Annotated in this window: 21 protein-coding genes and 1 tRNA gene; 12 read left to right on the forward strand and 10 right to left on the reverse strand. The window is 65.5% G+C overall.

What is annotated here, in order from left to right; genetic code table 11:
- Nucleotides 1–56 precede the first annotated feature (56 nt).
- Both BN4346_RS26930 and dcd read right to left on the reverse strand, forming a co-directional pair.
- Nucleotides 57–1292, reverse strand: coding sequence for a DUF7159 family protein (locus tag BN4346_RS26930; protein ID WP_078058447.1), 1236 nt, complete (start codon nucleotides 1290–1292; stop codon nucleotides 57–59).
- Nucleotides 1293–1401: 109 nt separating this feature from the next.
- Complete coding sequence (gene dcd, locus BN4346_RS26935) at nucleotides 1402–1974, reverse strand: dCTP deaminase (RefSeq protein WP_046286451.1); 573 nt, start codon at nucleotides 1972–1974, stop codon at nucleotides 1402–1404.
- A gap of 159 nt (nucleotides 1975–2133) precedes the next feature.
- Here dcd and BN4346_RS26940 point away from each other — a divergent pair.
- Nucleotides 2134–2207, forward strand: a tRNA-Gly gene (locus tag BN4346_RS26940).
- Nucleotides 2208–2286: 79 nt separating this feature from the next.
- Here BN4346_RS26940 and BN4346_RS26945 read toward each other — a convergent pair.
- Complete coding sequence (locus BN4346_RS26945) at nucleotides 2287–3486, reverse strand: tyrosine-type recombinase/integrase (RefSeq protein ID WP_067968344.1); 1200 nt, start codon at nucleotides 3484–3486, stop codon at nucleotides 2287–2289.
- Nucleotides 3479–4096: a hypothetical protein gene (locus tag BN4346_RS26950; RefSeq protein WP_067968346.1), complete on the reverse strand. Its 618-nt coding sequence runs from the start codon at nucleotides 4094–4096 to the stop codon at nucleotides 3479–3481. Before BN4346_RS26950 ends, BN4346_RS26945 begins: the two co-directional genes overlap by 8 nt.
- 184 nt (nucleotides 4097–4280) lie before the next feature.
- Between BN4346_RS26950 and BN4346_RS26955 the strand changes: the two genes are divergently transcribed.
- The 10 genes from BN4346_RS26955 to BN4346_RS26995 all read left to right on the forward strand — a co-directional run bounded on the left by BN4346_RS26955 (nucleotide 4281) and on the right by BN4346_RS26995 (nucleotide 9972).
- Nucleotides 4281–4433: an excisionase family DNA-binding protein gene (locus BN4346_RS26955; protein WP_067968474.1), complete on the forward strand. Its 153-nt coding sequence runs from the start codon at nucleotides 4281–4283 to the stop codon at nucleotides 4431–4433.
- Between the two features lie 169 nt (nucleotides 4434–4602).
- A complete protein-coding gene (locus tag BN4346_RS26960) occupies nucleotides 4603–4863 on the forward strand; it encodes a hypothetical protein (RefSeq protein ID WP_067968348.1) in 261 nt (86 codons plus the stop codon).
- Nucleotides 4860–5060, forward strand: a complete 201-nt coding sequence (locus BN4346_RS26965; RefSeq protein WP_096867452.1) for a hypothetical protein — start codon at nucleotides 4860–4862, stop codon at nucleotides 5058–5060. The genes BN4346_RS26960 and BN4346_RS26965 overlap by 4 nt, the downstream gene beginning before the upstream one ends.
- A gap of 92 nt (nucleotides 5061–5152) precedes the next feature.
- Nucleotides 5153–5245, forward strand: coding sequence for a DUF6011 domain-containing protein (locus BN4346_RS48745; RefSeq protein WP_235653706.1), 93 nt, complete (start codon nucleotides 5153–5155; stop codon nucleotides 5243–5245).
- On the forward strand, nucleotides 5242–5556 hold the full coding sequence (locus BN4346_RS26970) for a DUF2742 domain-containing protein (protein ID WP_067968478.1): 315 nt from the start codon (nucleotides 5242–5244) through the stop codon (nucleotides 5554–5556). Before BN4346_RS48745 ends, BN4346_RS26970 begins: the two co-directional genes overlap by 4 nt.
- The gene (locus BN4346_RS26975; RefSeq protein WP_067968356.1) at nucleotides 5553–7655 is read left to right on the forward strand and encodes a DNA primase family protein; all 2103 of its coding nucleotides are present in this window, start codon (nucleotides 5553–5555) and stop codon (nucleotides 7653–7655) included. The genes BN4346_RS26970 and BN4346_RS26975 overlap by 4 nt, the downstream gene beginning before the upstream one ends.
- Nucleotides 7652–8125, forward strand: a complete 474-nt coding sequence (locus BN4346_RS26980; protein WP_067968359.1) for a hypothetical protein — start codon at nucleotides 7652–7654, stop codon at nucleotides 8123–8125. Before BN4346_RS26975 ends, BN4346_RS26980 begins: the two co-directional genes overlap by 4 nt.
- Nucleotides 8122–8373 (forward strand): hypothetical protein, encoded by a 252-nt coding sequence (locus BN4346_RS26985; RefSeq protein WP_067968362.1) that lies wholly within the window; start codon nucleotides 8122–8124, stop codon nucleotides 8371–8373. Before BN4346_RS26980 ends, BN4346_RS26985 begins: the two co-directional genes overlap by 4 nt.
- Nucleotides 8370–8987 carry a hypothetical protein gene (locus BN4346_RS26990; RefSeq protein WP_067968363.1) on the forward strand — a complete coding sequence of 206 codons (618 nt, stop codon included), beginning with the start codon at nucleotides 8370–8372 and terminating at the stop codon, nucleotides 8985–8987. Before BN4346_RS26985 ends, BN4346_RS26990 begins: the two co-directional genes overlap by 4 nt.
- Before the next feature lie 118 nt (nucleotides 8988–9105).
- Nucleotides 9106–9972: a phage major capsid protein gene (locus BN4346_RS26995; RefSeq protein WP_235653533.1), complete on the forward strand. Its 867-nt coding sequence runs from the start codon at nucleotides 9106–9108 to the stop codon at nucleotides 9970–9972.
- A 547-nt stretch (nucleotides 9973–10519) separates the two neighbouring features.
- On the opposite strand, the gene BN4346_RS27000 is transcribed toward BN4346_RS26995, so the two are convergent.
- From BN4346_RS27000 to BN4346_RS48750, 4 genes are all read right to left on the reverse strand, one after another.
- On the reverse strand, nucleotides 10520–10774 hold the full coding sequence (locus BN4346_RS27000) for a hypothetical protein (RefSeq protein ID WP_046190733.1): 255 nt from the start codon (nucleotides 10772–10774) through the stop codon (nucleotides 10520–10522).
- A 13-nt stretch (nucleotides 10775–10787) separates the two neighbouring features.
- On the reverse strand, nucleotides 10788–10994 hold the full coding sequence (locus BN4346_RS27005) for a hypothetical protein (RefSeq protein ID WP_046190734.1): 207 nt from the start codon (nucleotides 10992–10994) through the stop codon (nucleotides 10788–10790).
- A gap of 274 nt (nucleotides 10995–11268) precedes the next feature.
- Nucleotides 11269–11769, reverse strand: coding sequence for a hypothetical protein (locus BN4346_RS27010; RefSeq protein ID WP_067968374.1), 501 nt, complete (start codon nucleotides 11767–11769; stop codon nucleotides 11269–11271).
- A gap of 19 nt (nucleotides 11770–11788) precedes the next feature.
- Complete coding sequence (locus BN4346_RS48750; RefSeq protein ID WP_235653534.1) at nucleotides 11789–12196, reverse strand: LysR family transcriptional regulator; 408 nt, start codon at nucleotides 12194–12196, stop codon at nucleotides 11789–11791.
- A 60-nt stretch (nucleotides 12197–12256) separates the two neighbouring features.
- On the opposite strand from BN4346_RS48750, the gene BN4346_RS27020 reads away from it, so the two are divergent.
- Nucleotides 12257–13150: a hypothetical protein gene (locus BN4346_RS27020; protein WP_067968381.1), complete on the forward strand. Its 894-nt coding sequence runs from the start codon at nucleotides 12257–12259 to the stop codon at nucleotides 13148–13150.
- Here the strand turns inward: BN4346_RS27020 and BN4346_RS27025 are convergent.
- Together BN4346_RS27025 and BN4346_RS49435 are read right to left on the reverse strand one after the other, a co-directional pair.
- Nucleotides 13147–13959 carry a glycoside hydrolase family 16 protein gene (locus BN4346_RS27025; RefSeq protein WP_407695051.1) on the reverse strand — a complete coding sequence of 271 codons (813 nt, stop codon included), beginning with the start codon at nucleotides 13957–13959 and terminating at the stop codon, nucleotides 13147–13149. The two genes, BN4346_RS27020 and BN4346_RS27025, sit on opposite strands and share 4 nt — an antisense overlap.
- Before the next feature lie 24 nt (nucleotides 13960–13983).
- Nucleotides 13984–15054 (reverse strand): hypothetical protein, encoded by a 1071-nt coding sequence (locus BN4346_RS49435; protein WP_067968387.1) that lies wholly within the window; start codon nucleotides 15052–15054, stop codon nucleotides 13984–13986.
- Between the last annotated feature and the right edge of the window lie 13 nt (nucleotides 15055–15067).

Below are 15067 nucleotides of genomic sequence, written 5' to 3' on the forward strand. Positions count from 1 at the left end.
CACTACGGCCGGCGAATTATTAGCCCATCTTACGACTGGCGGAGGTGAATGCCCACTCAGAAATGTAGGCCCGGCAGTGGGAACGGGAACGGAATTCCGCCGTGACCGGGGCCACCCGGGGGACCCGGGGGGCCGCCGCCGGGCCCGCCGGGCCAGCCACCGGGCCCACCGCCAGGCCCGCCTCCGGGTCCCCGGCCGGGCCCACGATGGGTGACGACATTGGCCCGCACATCGGGATGGTGCTGATTTGCCGCCCGCATCCCCACGGCCAGCGCGATCGCCAAGCCCAGCACCCCGATAACGAACAGCGCCGCGACCCCGCCGGTGACCAGCATCGGCTTGCGTTCCCGGGGCTGGATCCCGGTACTGAAGTCCAGCATCCGGGAGTCGACGAGTTCGGGATCGTCGGCGAGATCCGGAAGCGCGCCGCCCAGAACCACGCCGCTGTCCGGAAGCGCACTGTAGGCAAGTGGTTCGTTGTCAGCGGTGACGTTGTAATCCACCTCGTCGTAGGTGACCCCGCCGGGCGCGATGTACGCGTACCCGGCACTAGCCAGTGCCGGGTCCAGTTCACCGGTGCCCGGGTCCTGCGCCCAGGCCTGCGCGCGGGTGGAGAACGAAAACAGCGGGGCGTGCGCGCTGGCCAGCGCCGCTCCGCGCGCCAGCGCCATGTCCGGTTCCTCCGGCACGCTGACCGGCAGTGCGGTGGCCTTGTCCAACTCCGGTTTGATCATCGCCACGTTGACGCCCGAACCCACCACGAATAGGCCGTCGGGGTTCGACTCCAGCCGTTGCGCACCGGCGACCAGTTCGGTGATCTCACTGACGGCGCACTCGTCGTCGTTCGACAGCAGCTGGCGGTGAATCTCGGTGATCGAGCCGTCGTCAGAGCTGACGACGGCCAAGGTGGCGGCTTCCGGCTCGACGAACAGCAGCGCCGTCCGCGCGTACCGCGTCGCACTGCCCACCGACTGGGCCAGCGCCGCGGCGGCAAGAAACGCCGACACCAGCATCACGTTCTCGACCTTGCGGCCAGCCAGCGCCTCCCGTAGCGCGGTCGCCTCGGCCGGATTGCTCCAGGTCACGCCGGTGGAACTGAGCTCATAGCCGCCCTCGCGGGCGCCCTCGCGGGTCCCCAGGATCGCCGACACCACCCGCTCAGGAGCGGTCTGGCTGCCATCCACCACGTCGAAGTCCTCGTGCTCCACGGTGACCCCGTCGGCGTTTTCGCCTTCCACCAACACCATGCGGACCGCCGAGGGTGCTACCGAGACCCCAAGAACGATCTCCACGAAACCTCCCCTGCCACTGCTAATCGGCCAGGCATGCGGGCCGAACCCCCACCAGGGCTGGCCGATACCGGCTTCATCGCAGCCGCCAGGCGGCCGTCAGATCCGAGGGCTAACCGGACTTGATGAAGTTCTGGTATGAGCGGGACGGCGTCGGCCCGCGCTGGCCCTGATATTTCGACCCTACGCGCGTACTGCCGTATGGGTGCTCCGCCGGACTGGTCAATCGCAGCAGGCACAGCTGGCCGATCTTCATACCCGGCCACAACGTGATCGGCAGATTCGCCACGTTGGACAGCTCCAACGTGATGTGCCCGGAGAAGCCGGGATCGATGAAACCCGCGGTGGAGTGGGTCAGCAGGCCCAGTCGGCCCAGGCTCGACTTGCCCTCCAACCGGCCGGCCAGATCCTCCGGCAGGGTGCAGCACTCCAGCGTGGAGCCCAGGACGAACTCACCGGGGTGCAGCACGAACGGCTCGCCGGGTTTGGGTTCGACCAGCGTGGTCAGCTCGTCTTGCTGTTTTGCCGGGTCGATGTGGGTGTAGCGGGTGTTGTTGAACACCCGGAACAGGCTGTCGAGGCGGACGTCCACGCTGGACGGCTGTACCAGCGCGTCATCAAACGGGTCGATGCCCAGCCGGCCAGCAGCGATTTCGGCCCGCAGATCGCGATCGGAGAGCAGCACGGCACGAGCGTATCGCTCGGCCCCCGGCTGGGCCGGATGACCAAGCCCGTGGTGGCCACCGAATGTGCGGTTTGATTGGGTTTGCGGCCGTTCGGCCAACGATTCCGCACACTCGCGGAGCAGCCGAGCGTCCGGATGCTAGCCTTCCAAGGCACCAGTGCCGATGTAGTTCAATGGCAGAACATCAGCTTCCCAAGCTGAATACGCGGGTTCGATTCCCGTCATCGGCTCCATACATGCAGGTCAGAGAGTTTCGGAAGTTTGCCAGCAAACTCGCATCCTCGAAATACCGTACTTTCCCCGTAAATTGGTTCAGCCGTTCCCGTTGCTGGCCCATTGCTCCAGCACAGCGCGGGTATCCGGCCCCGCCGTCACCCGCTGCACGTAGTGCCCTTCGGTGGTCGCCAGCTGGGCGTGCGACAGCTGTTGCTGTGCGGCCTCGACGCCGAGCCCGTCCCGAACGACGGTGGCCACAGACCGTCGGAAGCTGTGCGGCGTCACCCACCGCAGCTCTTCGTGGGGCGCGAGCGCTTCCCGCAGCGAGGAACGGATGTTCGACAGGCTCACCAGGCCGCCGTCCCTGTTCTTCAGCACCGTGCCGTCCGGCCCTGTGACCGCGTAGAGGTCGGTGAGCACCTGGGCGCCGAACGCCGGTAGGACCACTGTGTGCGGCGGGGCGTGACCCTTGCGGGCATCCTGGCGGTGCAGCGGCTTACCGGCCACCCTCCCCGCGTCCTGCACGGTCCCGGTGACGGTGACGGTCGGCGGCTTCGCCAGAAGGTCAACATCCGGCCAGCGGATCGCCAGCACTTCCCCCGGCCGCACACCGGTGGCCGCCAGCAGCTCCACGAACGCCGGCAACATCAGGCCCCGCCGCGGCCCCGGCCCATTCCTCCCGCACCACAGCTCGACGGCCCGCCGCACCTGCTCCAACTCCATGCCTGTGAGCGCCCTGGCCGGCTTGCGTTCCGGCTTGGCGGTCTTGGTCTCCCGGATCGGGTTGTGCTTCACCACGTCGAACCGGGCAGCCATGCTGTACATGCCCGACAAGATGATCCGCAGATAGATACCCGGCGATGACGGCAGCGCCTTCAGGTGCGCATCGGCACGGCTTGTCGTCAGCTCCACGATCCGCAGCTCCCCGAGCTGCTGGTCGCCGTGCAGCCGCCACGTGTCCCGGTACAGGGTCGCGGTCCGCTCCCCGATCCGGTCCTCCGCGATCTTCGCCGGCAACCACGCCTCGAACAACTCCGACAAGGTGGTGGTGCGGTCAATTACCCCGGTCGGTTCCCCGGCCTCGAGTTCGACCGCGATGCGGCGCTTCAGCTCCCGCCGGGCATCCTCCGCTGACTTGCGCGACGACGCCTCACGTTCACGCAGCTTCCCACTGTGGAGACGCAAATACGTTGTGGCGTAGAAGATCTGCTGAGTCTTGCCGTTCGGGAGTTCCTCCGTGGCGGTACGGTCGGCGATCTTCCCGTGCTCACCCGGGGCCATGCGTTGTCTAGGCATCGCCCGCCTGACCAAGCGATTCGTTCCGGATCTTTATCGCCTCCTGAAACTTCTCAGCTGCCCGATTGAACGTATCGACCGCCTGCTGCATGCTGCTGGTAGCCTGCTGCCGCTCTTCAATCGCCTGGCGTAGAGCGTCATTCGCTTGCCTCGCCTGAGCTTCGATGCGCTCCAGATCCTGAGCGGTGAATCCCGCAATGGTGGCCTTATCGACAAGATCCCTTGCAGAATTGAGCTCCTCGGACTGCGTTCCGAATGTCTCATTGCGAATCCCTGAAAACCATTGTGCTGCATCGAATTGCGATGTTTTCAGCCCTGGAAGTACGTCGATCTCGTCGTCGTATCGACCTGGGAAGACGAGAGCCACCGGAGGGGTAAACAACGCGGCCGCAAGAACAAGTAGCTCGGCGAGGTCCACCTTCCCCGACCGGCTGTTGCTCTCGATCTTAGAAATCGCTGCACGCGATACGGGATAGCCGAAGTCCCTTGTCTGTTCGGACAGTTGTTGTGCGGTAAATCCGAGCGCCACCCGTTGGCCTCTGATCGCCAGGCCGACGCGCTTCGCCAACTGCTCCTGCCACGCCTTTGCGGACTCGTCAATGCTCGGCATTGAGACAGTATCGCACGGACGCGTTGACGTCCGGGAGCATCCGTGCAATGCTCGGCTATGTCGATACAATTCGAGTTGGATGCTTCATTCCAGAGCAAAGGAGGTGCCCCCGGTGACACTGACACCGGAGCTACAGAAGGAAGTCGACCGGCTCAACAGTCGGTTGTGGCCCGTTGAGGAAGTCATGAAACGGCTGTCAGTCGGCCGGAGCATGGTGTTCGAGCTGATGGCCAACGGACAGTTGCGCAGCGTGAAAGTTGGACGCCGCCGACTGGTGTCCGAGGCGGCCATCAACGAGTACATCGCCCGAATCGACCAGGGTGGTGATGCGGCTTGATCTACGCGCGCCCGCAGGAATCACATGCCGACCTCGGACTCGACCCCGAGGCGGATCAAACACCGGACATGCGTCCGAATAGCAGAACGGCCCCCGTGAACCCGGTGTTACCAGCACCGGCGGGGACCGCTCACACCCACCAACCCTCAAAAGGAAGCAGGTAGTCCCCATGATGACAGATCACGAACCCATCGGCTACGAGCTGACCGACGAGGCCCATGACGAACTGTGGTCCGGGCACCCCGTCGACAGCACCTATTACCCGTGCTGCAACGCAGTCGGCCGGCATGCTCGTGGCAACCGCGTCGGACGCCGCAGGTACGTCGAGATCAACGACTATGGCCACCTGGTCCGCCTCACCCCGGCAGGCGCCCGCGAACTGGCGGACTACCTGCTGGAAGCCGCCGACGCCGCGGAGGTGCCGTGGTGAGCGACAAGGACAGGGAGATGGAAAGGAATCTGCACCGGCTGCGCTGTGAGGTCAGGGACCACCTGAACGCAAAGCCGTTCAAGAGCTGGACGCCAGAGATGCTCCAAGCGCTGCTGAGTCTGCTGCGCGTGGCGGGCGTCAAACCACAGCAGTTCGTGGGCAAGCCAAAGCTCACCGTCGTGAAGGGCGGACTCTGATGGCCAGCCACGTTGCCGGAACCAACACGGTGAAGGGAGCCGGCCCCACGCGGGCCGGACTCCCCACCGAACTGCCCGAGTGGCGTCTGGCGATGCGGTGCAGGGGCTGTGGCAGGTGGTTGACCGATCCTGCCAGCGTCCAGGCCGGTATCGGACCCCTGTGTGCATCACGGGAGATCGGATGACCAGCAGTGTCCAAGTGTCGTGGCCGGAGGTGAATCGGTTCATCACCGAGGTGATCAAGGCCGCCACCTACGCCCCGCTGCCGATCGCCGGCACCCCGGCATGGTGCGAGCTGGCCGATACCGACATGCGCAAGCTCATCGCCCTCGCCGTCGCCGGAGAGCACCACGTCCTGCGTTGCGATCTTGCCCAGGAAGCTGCCGCTGACGCATCGAAAACCATTGCCACCGCTGAGGACTGGCCCGCGATTGCCCGCCAGATCCGGGCCGGCCGCGGCGACGCATACGTTCCACGACGAAAGGAGTCCGCGTGACCGACGACAACAACGTGGTGCCCATCGACACCGCGAACAAGAAGACCACCCCGAAACCGTTGGGTGCTGTACCGGAACGCCCCCTGTACCCGTCCCCGGACGCACCCCTTGAGGTAGCCCGCAAGCTGTACAAGAAATTCACGCTCCCCACTGGCCGCACCCTGGTCTCCCACCGTGGCGACTGGCAGCGCTGGAACGGACAGCAGTGGTCGACCGAGGACGCCGCGCACCTACGCAGCACCATCTACTCCCGCCTCGGCGAGGTCGACTACGAGCGCCCGATCCGGGAGAAGGGCATCACTGTCGACTACGAACGCACCCCGTGGAACCCCAACCGAAACAAGGTCGCTAACGTGCTGGAAGCACTCGCCGCTGTAGCGCACCTCAGCGCTGACGTCGACGCCCCGGCATGGATCGGCGACCACGACACCGCTTCACCGCCCGGTGAGGTGATCGCCTGCACCAACGGGTTGCTGTCCCTCGCTGATCGACAACTGCACCCGCACACCCCGGCGTTCTACAACACCGTCTCTGTGCCGTTCGCCTACCAGGCCGACGCCCCCGAGCCGAAAGTGTGGCTGGAGTTCCTGGCCTCGATCTGGCCCGACGACCCCGCCAGCATCGCCCTGCTACAGGAGTGGATCGGCTACATCGTCACCGGCCGCACCGACCAGCAGAAGATCCTGCTCCTGATCGGCCCCACCCGCAGCGGGAAGGGCACCGTCGCCCGGATGATCCGCAACCTCATCGGACGCGGCCACGTCACTGGCCCCACCCTGGCCTCCCTGGGCACCAACTTCGGGCTGGCCCCGCTGATGGGCAAGCCGCTGGCCATCATCGCCGACGCACGACTCGGCGGGACCACCGTCCACACCATCGTCGAACGCCTGCTGTCCATCTCCGGCGAGGACGTGCTGACCGTTGACCGTAAGTTCCGTGACCCCTGGTCGGGCAAGCTGTCCACCCGCCTGATGATCCTGTCCAACGAGGTACCACGGTTCTCGGACGCCTCCGGTGCCATCGCCAACCGGCTCCTGGTCCTCCAGATGCGCAACAGCTTCCTGGGCCGCGAGGACCGCACCCTGGATGCCCGCATTACCGCCGAGCTACCCGGCATCCTCAACTGGGCGCTGGAAGGCCTCGACCGCCTCGCCAGCAAACAACACTTCACGGTCCCGAAGTCCTCCGGCGAAGCCACCACCATGCTCATGGATCTGGCGTCCCCGGTGTCGGCGTTCGTCCGGGACTGCTGTGTACGCGCCGAGGGGGCCAGCGTTGAGCGTGACCGCCTCTACGGAGCGTGGAAGGCATGGTGCGTCGACAGCGGCCACGAATCCGGCAGCAAGGCCACGTTCGGCCGCAACCTCGCCGCCGTCGTCCCCGATCTCGGCACCTCCAAGCCGCGGGTCAACGGCATTCAGATTCGCTATTACACCAACATTGGACTTTCGCCTGCCTCACCTGCCTCACCCGGAATACCTGCTGGTCAAAGCCCCGCAAGTGAGGCACGCCCGCCTGTCTCACCACCTGTCCCAGAACAGCAACAGTTTCCCGCCGAAACCGGTGAGGCAGGAACGGGTGCCTCAAATAGTGAGGTAACTCCGCAGGTCAACCAGGGTGAGGCAGGTGAGGCACGCAAATCGCCACTGTCAGCCGTACCGCAAAACGCAGACCGTCCCAAGGTGTCGTGTCAGAAATGGTTCAACCACCACGTCGAACAGCTCATCGCGGCCGGCACCACCCTCACCGAATCGTTTGCTGTGATCACCGCCGGCCAAGCCGCCGGATACACCAAACACCAGATCCACACCGCCGCTAGCGGACACCCCACCCTCAAGGCCCTCGGCCGCGGACAGTGGTCACTCACCGGCGAACACAACCCGTACCCCAGCACCGACGACTTCATCACCACCTACCTCAACCAGCTCCCAGCAAACACCATCGAGGTAGACCGCGACCACTTCCGTGCCGCCGGGGAAGCCGCCGGCTACGCCTGGGAAGCCCTACGCAAGGCGATCCGCAACCAGCCCCGGATCACCTCAACGATGGGACCGAACGCGGTATGGCGCATCAACGACCCGCAGGAGGGCACCGCGTGACCATGCTCGACTCCCTGCTGTCCGCTATCGGCGGCGCACCCGCCCTTCCCGGCGCCCGCTGCCGCCACGTTCGTCGAACAGGTGACTGCGGTGGCGGCGACGAACCCGAAGATGTTGCCGAACAGCGTCACCAGCAGGGTGCGGATCTACTCGGCCTGAGTGAATGCGTCATTGAGGGTGACCGCGCCCGAGACGACTTCGGCGGCAAGGTCCGGCTTGAAATCGAGGACAACTCCGCATTCCTTGAGCCGCTGCGCCCAGCCGCTAATAACGGATTCGTCATTATCTCCAACCTGGACGCTCCCCCGCCGCCAGCGGCCGTTCTCCCGCCTGCCCTCGGCTTATGCAAAGTCTGTCCGGCGCTGGCCGGCTGCTCGGAATGGTTCGACGCCCTGCCGGCCCGCAAGCGGCCAACCGGTGTCGTCGCCGGAATCGTCAACAGCCCCAAGAAGGAAGGAACGTCAGCATGATCCATCCCGAGATCGATGGCGCGCGTGACGCGCTGGCACTGATCGACGCCGCCCTACGTGGCGACAACCCGGCCGCGCAGTTGATCGTCAGCAACTACACCGACACCGCCGGCACGCTGCTACGGCAACTGCTCAGCGTCACCGAGGTATTCGCCCGACGCATCGGCGAACTGACCGACACCGACCCCCACCAGGTCATCCAAACGCTGCGCGACGGCGTAGCCGACATCGAAGGAGAAATTCAGTGAGTAACGAAACCGCCAACGAAGCAACCCCGGTCGACACCGAGGAGGTCACCGACACCACGTCTACGACTGAGGTTCCCGCCGAACCCCAGTCCGACACGGACACGCAGGAAGAAACGGTCGAACAGTTCGGCCGTGACTACGTGGAAAAGCTCCGGCGGGAATCCGCCGGATACCGCGAACGCGCCACCACCGCCGAAACCACAGTCGCAGCACTGCAACAGCAGCACGCCGAACGCCTCATCGACGCCGCCGGGGTGAAGCCAGCAGCCGTATTCGCGCTGACGCGGCGGGAATCCCCCGGATACCGCGACCGCGCCCCCACCGCCGAAACCACGGTCGCAGCACTGCGGCAGCAGCACGCCGAACGCCTCATCGACGCCGCCGGGGTGAAGCCGGCAGCCGTATTCGCGCTGACCACCATCACCGATCTACTCGCCGACGACGGCACCGTAGACCCCGAAAAGGTCACCGCTGCGGTCACCCGCGCCCGCCAGGAACTCGGCGTCACCGGCCGACCCCAACCCCTACGGCCGCAGGGCGGCCTTACCAGCGGCACCGGCGCACCCAAGGTGCAGAACACCTGGCAATCCGCATTCGCCCCGCCGGAAAGGTAAACTCACCACCAACAACCGCCTGATGCGGGAAGGTCGCGGCCCGGAGCCACGCCATCGAATACACCAATTTGATGTGCGAGCTTCCGGGCCGCACCCCGTTTGAAAGGCAGGACCACCCGTGTCCGGTATCGAACTCACCACCCCGCTCACCACAGTCGCCTGGGCGCAAGACAAGTTCTCGTTCACACCCGGTGATGTCGTCCCCGAAGCCCTCATCCTCAAGACCAGCACCGTCTCCGGGCACATCGAGGGCGACCGGCCATCTCTGCGAGTCGCCTACGTCAAGGACGACGAGTCCGCGGCCTACGTGGCCGAAGGCGCCGAGATCACCGACTCCGCCCCGGAACTGTCCGAGGTCGTCATCCACACGAAGAAACTCGCCCGCCTGGTCTCAATCTCCAACGAACAGCACCGCCAGCCCGAAACCCCCGGCCAGACCGCGCAATCCGTCGCCCGCGACCTCATCCGCAAAGCAGACCTGTCCTATCTCAGTGAGGCTGCACCCACACCGCCGGCCACCGGCTCCACCGGCCTGCTGCACACCACTGGCGTCATCGACGGCGGTGAAGTCGCAGCCAACCTCGACGGCCTCGTTGACCTCGTAGCCGAACTCGAAACCAACCTCGCGCACCCCGGATACATCGTCGTAGACCCCCGCACCTGGGCCAGCCTGCGCAAGCTCAAGGTCGGTGGTGACCAGATCAACGCCTCCCTGCTCGGTGCCGGAACCACCGACGCCGTACCCATGCTGCTGAGCCTGCCGGTGCTGCGCTCCCCGTTCATCCCCGCCAACAGTGGTCTGGTTATCGACCCCAGCGCCATCGTCTCGGCGGTCGGTCAGGTCAACATCGCCCAATCCGATCACGCCCTGTTCGCCAACGACGCGGTACTGCTGCGCGCCACCTGGTCCATCGGCTGGGCAGTCATGCGCCCCGAACGCATCGGCAAGTTCACCGTCGACCCCGGCGACAGCGACGGTAGCTAACCCAAAGCCCGCCATCCCCGCACGGTCCTGAACTCCCCGCGCGGGGATGGCGAAACGAGGTCCGGGTGGTGTTGATGTGGGTCGCCCCACCCGGACCTCCGCCACGGCGGGGGCGGTTGCCGTTCAGCCGGCCCCGCCACCAAGGTCAGCAGGGCGATAAATAGATGATCTAGTTAGCTACGGTCATCGTGGGCCACCGGGCAATCGCGCGATCAGATTGAACAACCGTGCGACAACACGTCATTAAGGCCGACTATACAACGCCCTGACCTGGGGGGATACCCACTGGCGGGGCCGCGAACGCCACTCTGAAGGCGGAATCTCTCCCCCCGTCAAGAAAAAAAGAACACGCATTCGAATCGATAGCCGTTTGATTGTTTGCTGGGATGGCGCTCAGTGTGTTGGAAAAAAATGAATAGGGGGTATGTGCCTAAGCCACGAGCGGCGGCTGACTGCCTTTGGGGGTTGCCCCCCTCCGTTAGACTGGCTGTTGCGGGTGCGCCCCTACATTTCATGTAGGCATTGCGGCCCGCTTTTTCGTGGCCGGTCAGCTCAGGGCGGTTATCGTCGCTAGGTCTTCTCGGATCGCGGCGATGTCGTCCGGGTCGAGTGTTGGATCGTCGGCGAACTCAGCGACCGCGTCCGCGAGGTTCTGGGGCAAGGGTATAGACCGCAGGGCGGCTTGCTCAACGAGGTCGATGATGGCTGCAACGTACTCGCCGGCAGACACCGCGCTCTTGATGCCGAACCCCTCAGGCTTGACGGCAGCAAAAAGCTGCTCAGCAAGCTCATGGTCAGTCATCACGAGCGCCAGGCTACGGCTGACGTTGCCTGGCGCGGATGCGTGCGGCGATATCTGGGTCGATCGTTGGCGACTTCAGCAGCACAGTGAATGCCAGGTCGAAGTCGTAGGTCGACAGCAGATCGATCACATCCTGGCGGCGGTCGATGCCCAGCCCATCCCACGCTGACGAGATGGCGTCATACGCGAGCACCTGATCATCAAGGTCTGACCTGGACATGCGTCAAGGTTACGGCCGGGCACCGACAGGCACGAACCCGTGACCAGTCACGGGTTGCTGCTGCTCCGTATTTTCCCCGCATAAACGTCCGCGACACGCCGTGTATCTACCCGTACCCGCCCGTACTAGGTACATCGGTAATCAGTTGCGCCACAACATATTAACGGACTAACCCACACGCCCGCAGACGCTGTTTTCGCTTGCTGAATACGCGGGTTCGATTCCCGTCATCGGCTCCAGTTTGACCAGCGCCAATCCTCTGGGGAAACCCAGCTCATTTGAGCGGCGGCACGATGGGCACAAAGGGCCGGTTGGCGTTGTGCCAGAAGTGCTCCAAAGCGGTCACCGCGGCGTCGTGACTGATGAGCCAACGCCCGCCCTGCTGTAACAGCACAATGGGCTCGGGCGCGCTTTGTTCATGAAAGCCCCCCACCGAGGTGACGGTCGCTCCGGCGGAGTTGTCCGGCGCGGGCTGAATGTCGGACACCACGAAGTTGTAGGGCAGCAGTCCGGCCTCTTGGGTCTCGCGCAGGCGATCGTCGATGGTCTGGGCCTCCTCGGGGGTGAAGCCGGGGCTGACGACGTTGCCCTTGTTCGCCGCCGGAATGTTCGGATCGGTCAGCTCGGCCATTGCGGCGAGCACCTGATCGGCGGTGGGAACGGTTCCGGTACACAGTGATTGGCCGGGGTCCCCACACGCCGCGGTCACCGTTGCCGGGGCGGCCACGCCCGCAAGCGCAGTAGCCAGCAATACCGCGGTGACGGCGATTTTCATAGCGCGAACGCTAACGCCGTCATGTGTCACCGATGTTTTCCAGGTGCAACGGCAGATGAACGAATCCTGGCAAGGCAAAAGCGCGGCCTGGACTGCCGATGTCGACGGTCCACGCCTCAATTTCCTTGATCTCAGAGCTGAGCGCCTGCTGGGTCAGATACAAGCTGGTGGCGGCGCGGCTGAAATGAAGCTCATCGGCAACCACAACAAAGTGGCGCAGCTTGCGGGTGTTGATGTCGATGCGAGTGAATATAGGCGCACAACCTGCGCCTTTAATTGACAACGTGAATTGTCCATTTACTTGATCTGTCCGGGCCAGCAAAGCCACCAGGTACGAGCGCTGGTCGGAACTGCGGTGGGCAGCCGAGGCTTTCGGCGCGATGATGGTCCAGCCTCCGCTCGCTGCGGCGGCCGGGCGAAATCGCACTGCGGGGTCCGATCGCCCCAAACGCCCCCCACGCCGGCTAATCCCGCAACAATCACCGGTATGGGTCTGTTTCCGAAGCCGCACGCCACCCTGACCGACGCCGAGGTCGCCGACGCCCTGAGCCGCGCGGTCGCGGTCATCGATCCGCTGCTCGACTTGCTCGCCGAAGCGGATCCGATCGGGCTGCGCAAACGCACCCGCCGACTGCTCACCCCTCCCCGCGGCCTGGGCCCTCGCATCCGGCGCTTTCGGCTGCGGCGGCGCCGTCACGAGGCCGGTCGCGGGCCCAGCGTCACCAACCGCGCCCTGAACGCCGGGGCGCAGCTGATCAACGCCGCGGATCTGCCCGGCACCGCGGCCTGGGAGCGGATGAGTCGCGAGCAACGCGTGCACTGGTGGGTGCACCGGGTCGGTGCGCTCAACACCCTGGTGGTCGCCTCGCCCGGGGCGTTCGGCTGGCTGGCGCGGGTGGTGCCGGTGGGCGATCTGGCGGGATTCGTCAATCACGCCATCGTGTTGTGCGCGCTGGCCCGCGAGTACGGCGTCACCGACCGGCGTGAGCAGGTGCGGCTGCTCGCCGAAGTGCTGTGCGGGCGGCATCTTTCCGAGAACGTCGAGGTACCAACACAACCCGATCCCCCGCCGCTTCCCGAAACACCGCCGCCGGGATGGAAGCCGCTGAAAACGATCACGTCATCGACCCCGGTGGTCATCACCCGAACCATCTGGCAGCTGGCCGGCATCCTGCGGGCGACCTTCGACGAGGTGAGCAAGCGCCCGCACCCCAAGAAGCTGTACCAGCGCCTGGGTTCACTACCCGGGTTCGGTTTGGTCGCTGCCTATTTCGGCGAGCGGGGCGCGCTGATTCGAGCGGCCCGACAAGGCGTGGCGTGGCTTGAGGCCCACGAGGACGGTGCCAACCCCGGCGGGACCGGAGAAGTAAGCCCGCTTTAGAAAACCCGAATCCAGTCGACGAGCATCTCTGTGGGGTAGCTGCCCGGCCCGGGATCGCCGCCGCCTGAACCGGCCACGGCCAGGTTGAAGACCGAAAACACTTGGTAGCCAGGATTATTGAACGGCCAATCCGCGATCGAATTCGCCGGAACGGTGAAGTAGGGCGCAGCACCGTCGACATAGTCGCGCCAGAAACGGATGCCGTCGGCGTCCCAGCGGCACCGCCAGGTGTGCCAGGCGCTGTCCATCGAGATCTGTTGGGTCGCCCATTCGGCGCCGTTCGATCGGGTGTGGACGGTGGTCGCCGACGGCCAACTGCCGTTGCCGTACCACTCGAGCACATCGATCTCGCCTTGATCCTCGTTGCCCATCCACCAAGCGGGCCAAGCACCGGCGGTCAGGCAGTTGAGTTTGATGCGGGCCTCCCAGGTGTGGCCGATACCGCCCATCCACCGGCTCTGAACCTTGCCGCTGTAATAGGCGTTGCCGTCTTTGGCGGCGCGCAGCACGAGGTTTGACTCGCCGTCGACGAACACGTTCTGGCGATCGTTGCGGTATTGCCCGACGTTCTCGGGACGCTCCCAAAACGTCGGGTCCTTCATCGATTCCCGGGCCTGCGCCACCGCCCACTTCGACGGATCCGGCGCGGAACCGGCCGGGCCGTCGAACTCGTCGCTGAAGAGGTAGGTCTGCGACGGGGCGGCGGGCAGTGGGTGTGCAGGCCCCGGCCGTGCCCACGCCTCCGGAACACGCATCGCGGCGGCAAGCATGCCGAATCCGGTCGTCAACATCAGGTTGCGTCGATTCATCTCGGCCACCTTCGCATGAAACCACTACAGCAGCCGGGCCATCAATGGCAGAAGCCCCACACACCCGAAGGTGTGTGGGGCTTCCGTCGTGTGTTGTAGCGAGCTACTAGCCGGCTGCCGGAGCAGCGCCGGCGCCGCCCTGGCCACCAGCACCCGGGTTGGTCCCGTTGTGGTTACCGCCAGCGGCCCCCGCTGCGCCGGCGGTGTCGCCGGAGGCACCACCGGCACCGCCGTGGCCACCGTCGCCGGCGTTGAGGCCACCAGAAGCGCTACCGCCGATACCACCGGTACCGCCGTTGCCACCGGTCGCGGTGGCACTGTCGCCACCCCACCGGCGTCGGCAGCCGTGGTGTTGGTTGCGTTGGCCCCGTTGGCACCGGCACCGCCGGCACCACCGACACCGCCGTTACCGCCGGCGCCGAGCAGCGATGCAGCACCGCCGTCACCACCGACGCCGCCGATGCCACCAGCGGCACCGACACCACCGTCGCCACCGGCGCCACCGTTGCCCATCAACATGCCACCGGCACCGCCGTCGCCACCGTTGATGGTGTCCGCGATCACGGTGCCGCCGCTGGTGGTGAAGTTACCCAGCGCGCCAACGCCGCCGTCGCCACCGTTGCCGATCAGGCCGGCGTCGCCGCCGGCGGAGCCGTCGATGCCGTTGCCGCCGTCGCCGAACAGCAGACCACCGTTGGTGGCCTCGGTCAGTACACCGGTGTCGCTGACGGACGCGTCAACGCCGTTGCAGACCAGGCCGCAGCTGTCGCCGAAGGCAAAGATCGGGTTGACGATGTTGAACACCGGAATCAACATCTCGCCCATCGAGTGGATGCCGCTGTAGATCGAGTCGTAGATACCCTCCAGGCCGCTGCTGTCTGCGGCGCCGGGCAGGGCCAAGTCGAAGCCCGAGCTGTCAAAGGACGTGGCGCCATCGGAAGTGCCTTCCAAACCGAGCGAGCTCAGCACATCGCCGAAGTCGAAGTCGAAGTCCGCGTTTGCGGCCGGAGTGGCGGCGAGCGGGCTCAGGCCCAGCGCCAGGAATGCACCAGCGGCGCTGGCGGCACCGATAACACGATTGCGAACATGAGTCATCTAAGAATTCCCT

This window comes from Mycolicibacter icosiumassiliensis (assembly GCF_900078685.2).
Classification (GTDB): Bacteria; Actinomycetota; Actinomycetes; order Mycobacteriales; family Mycobacteriaceae; genus Mycobacterium; species Mycobacterium icosiumassiliensis.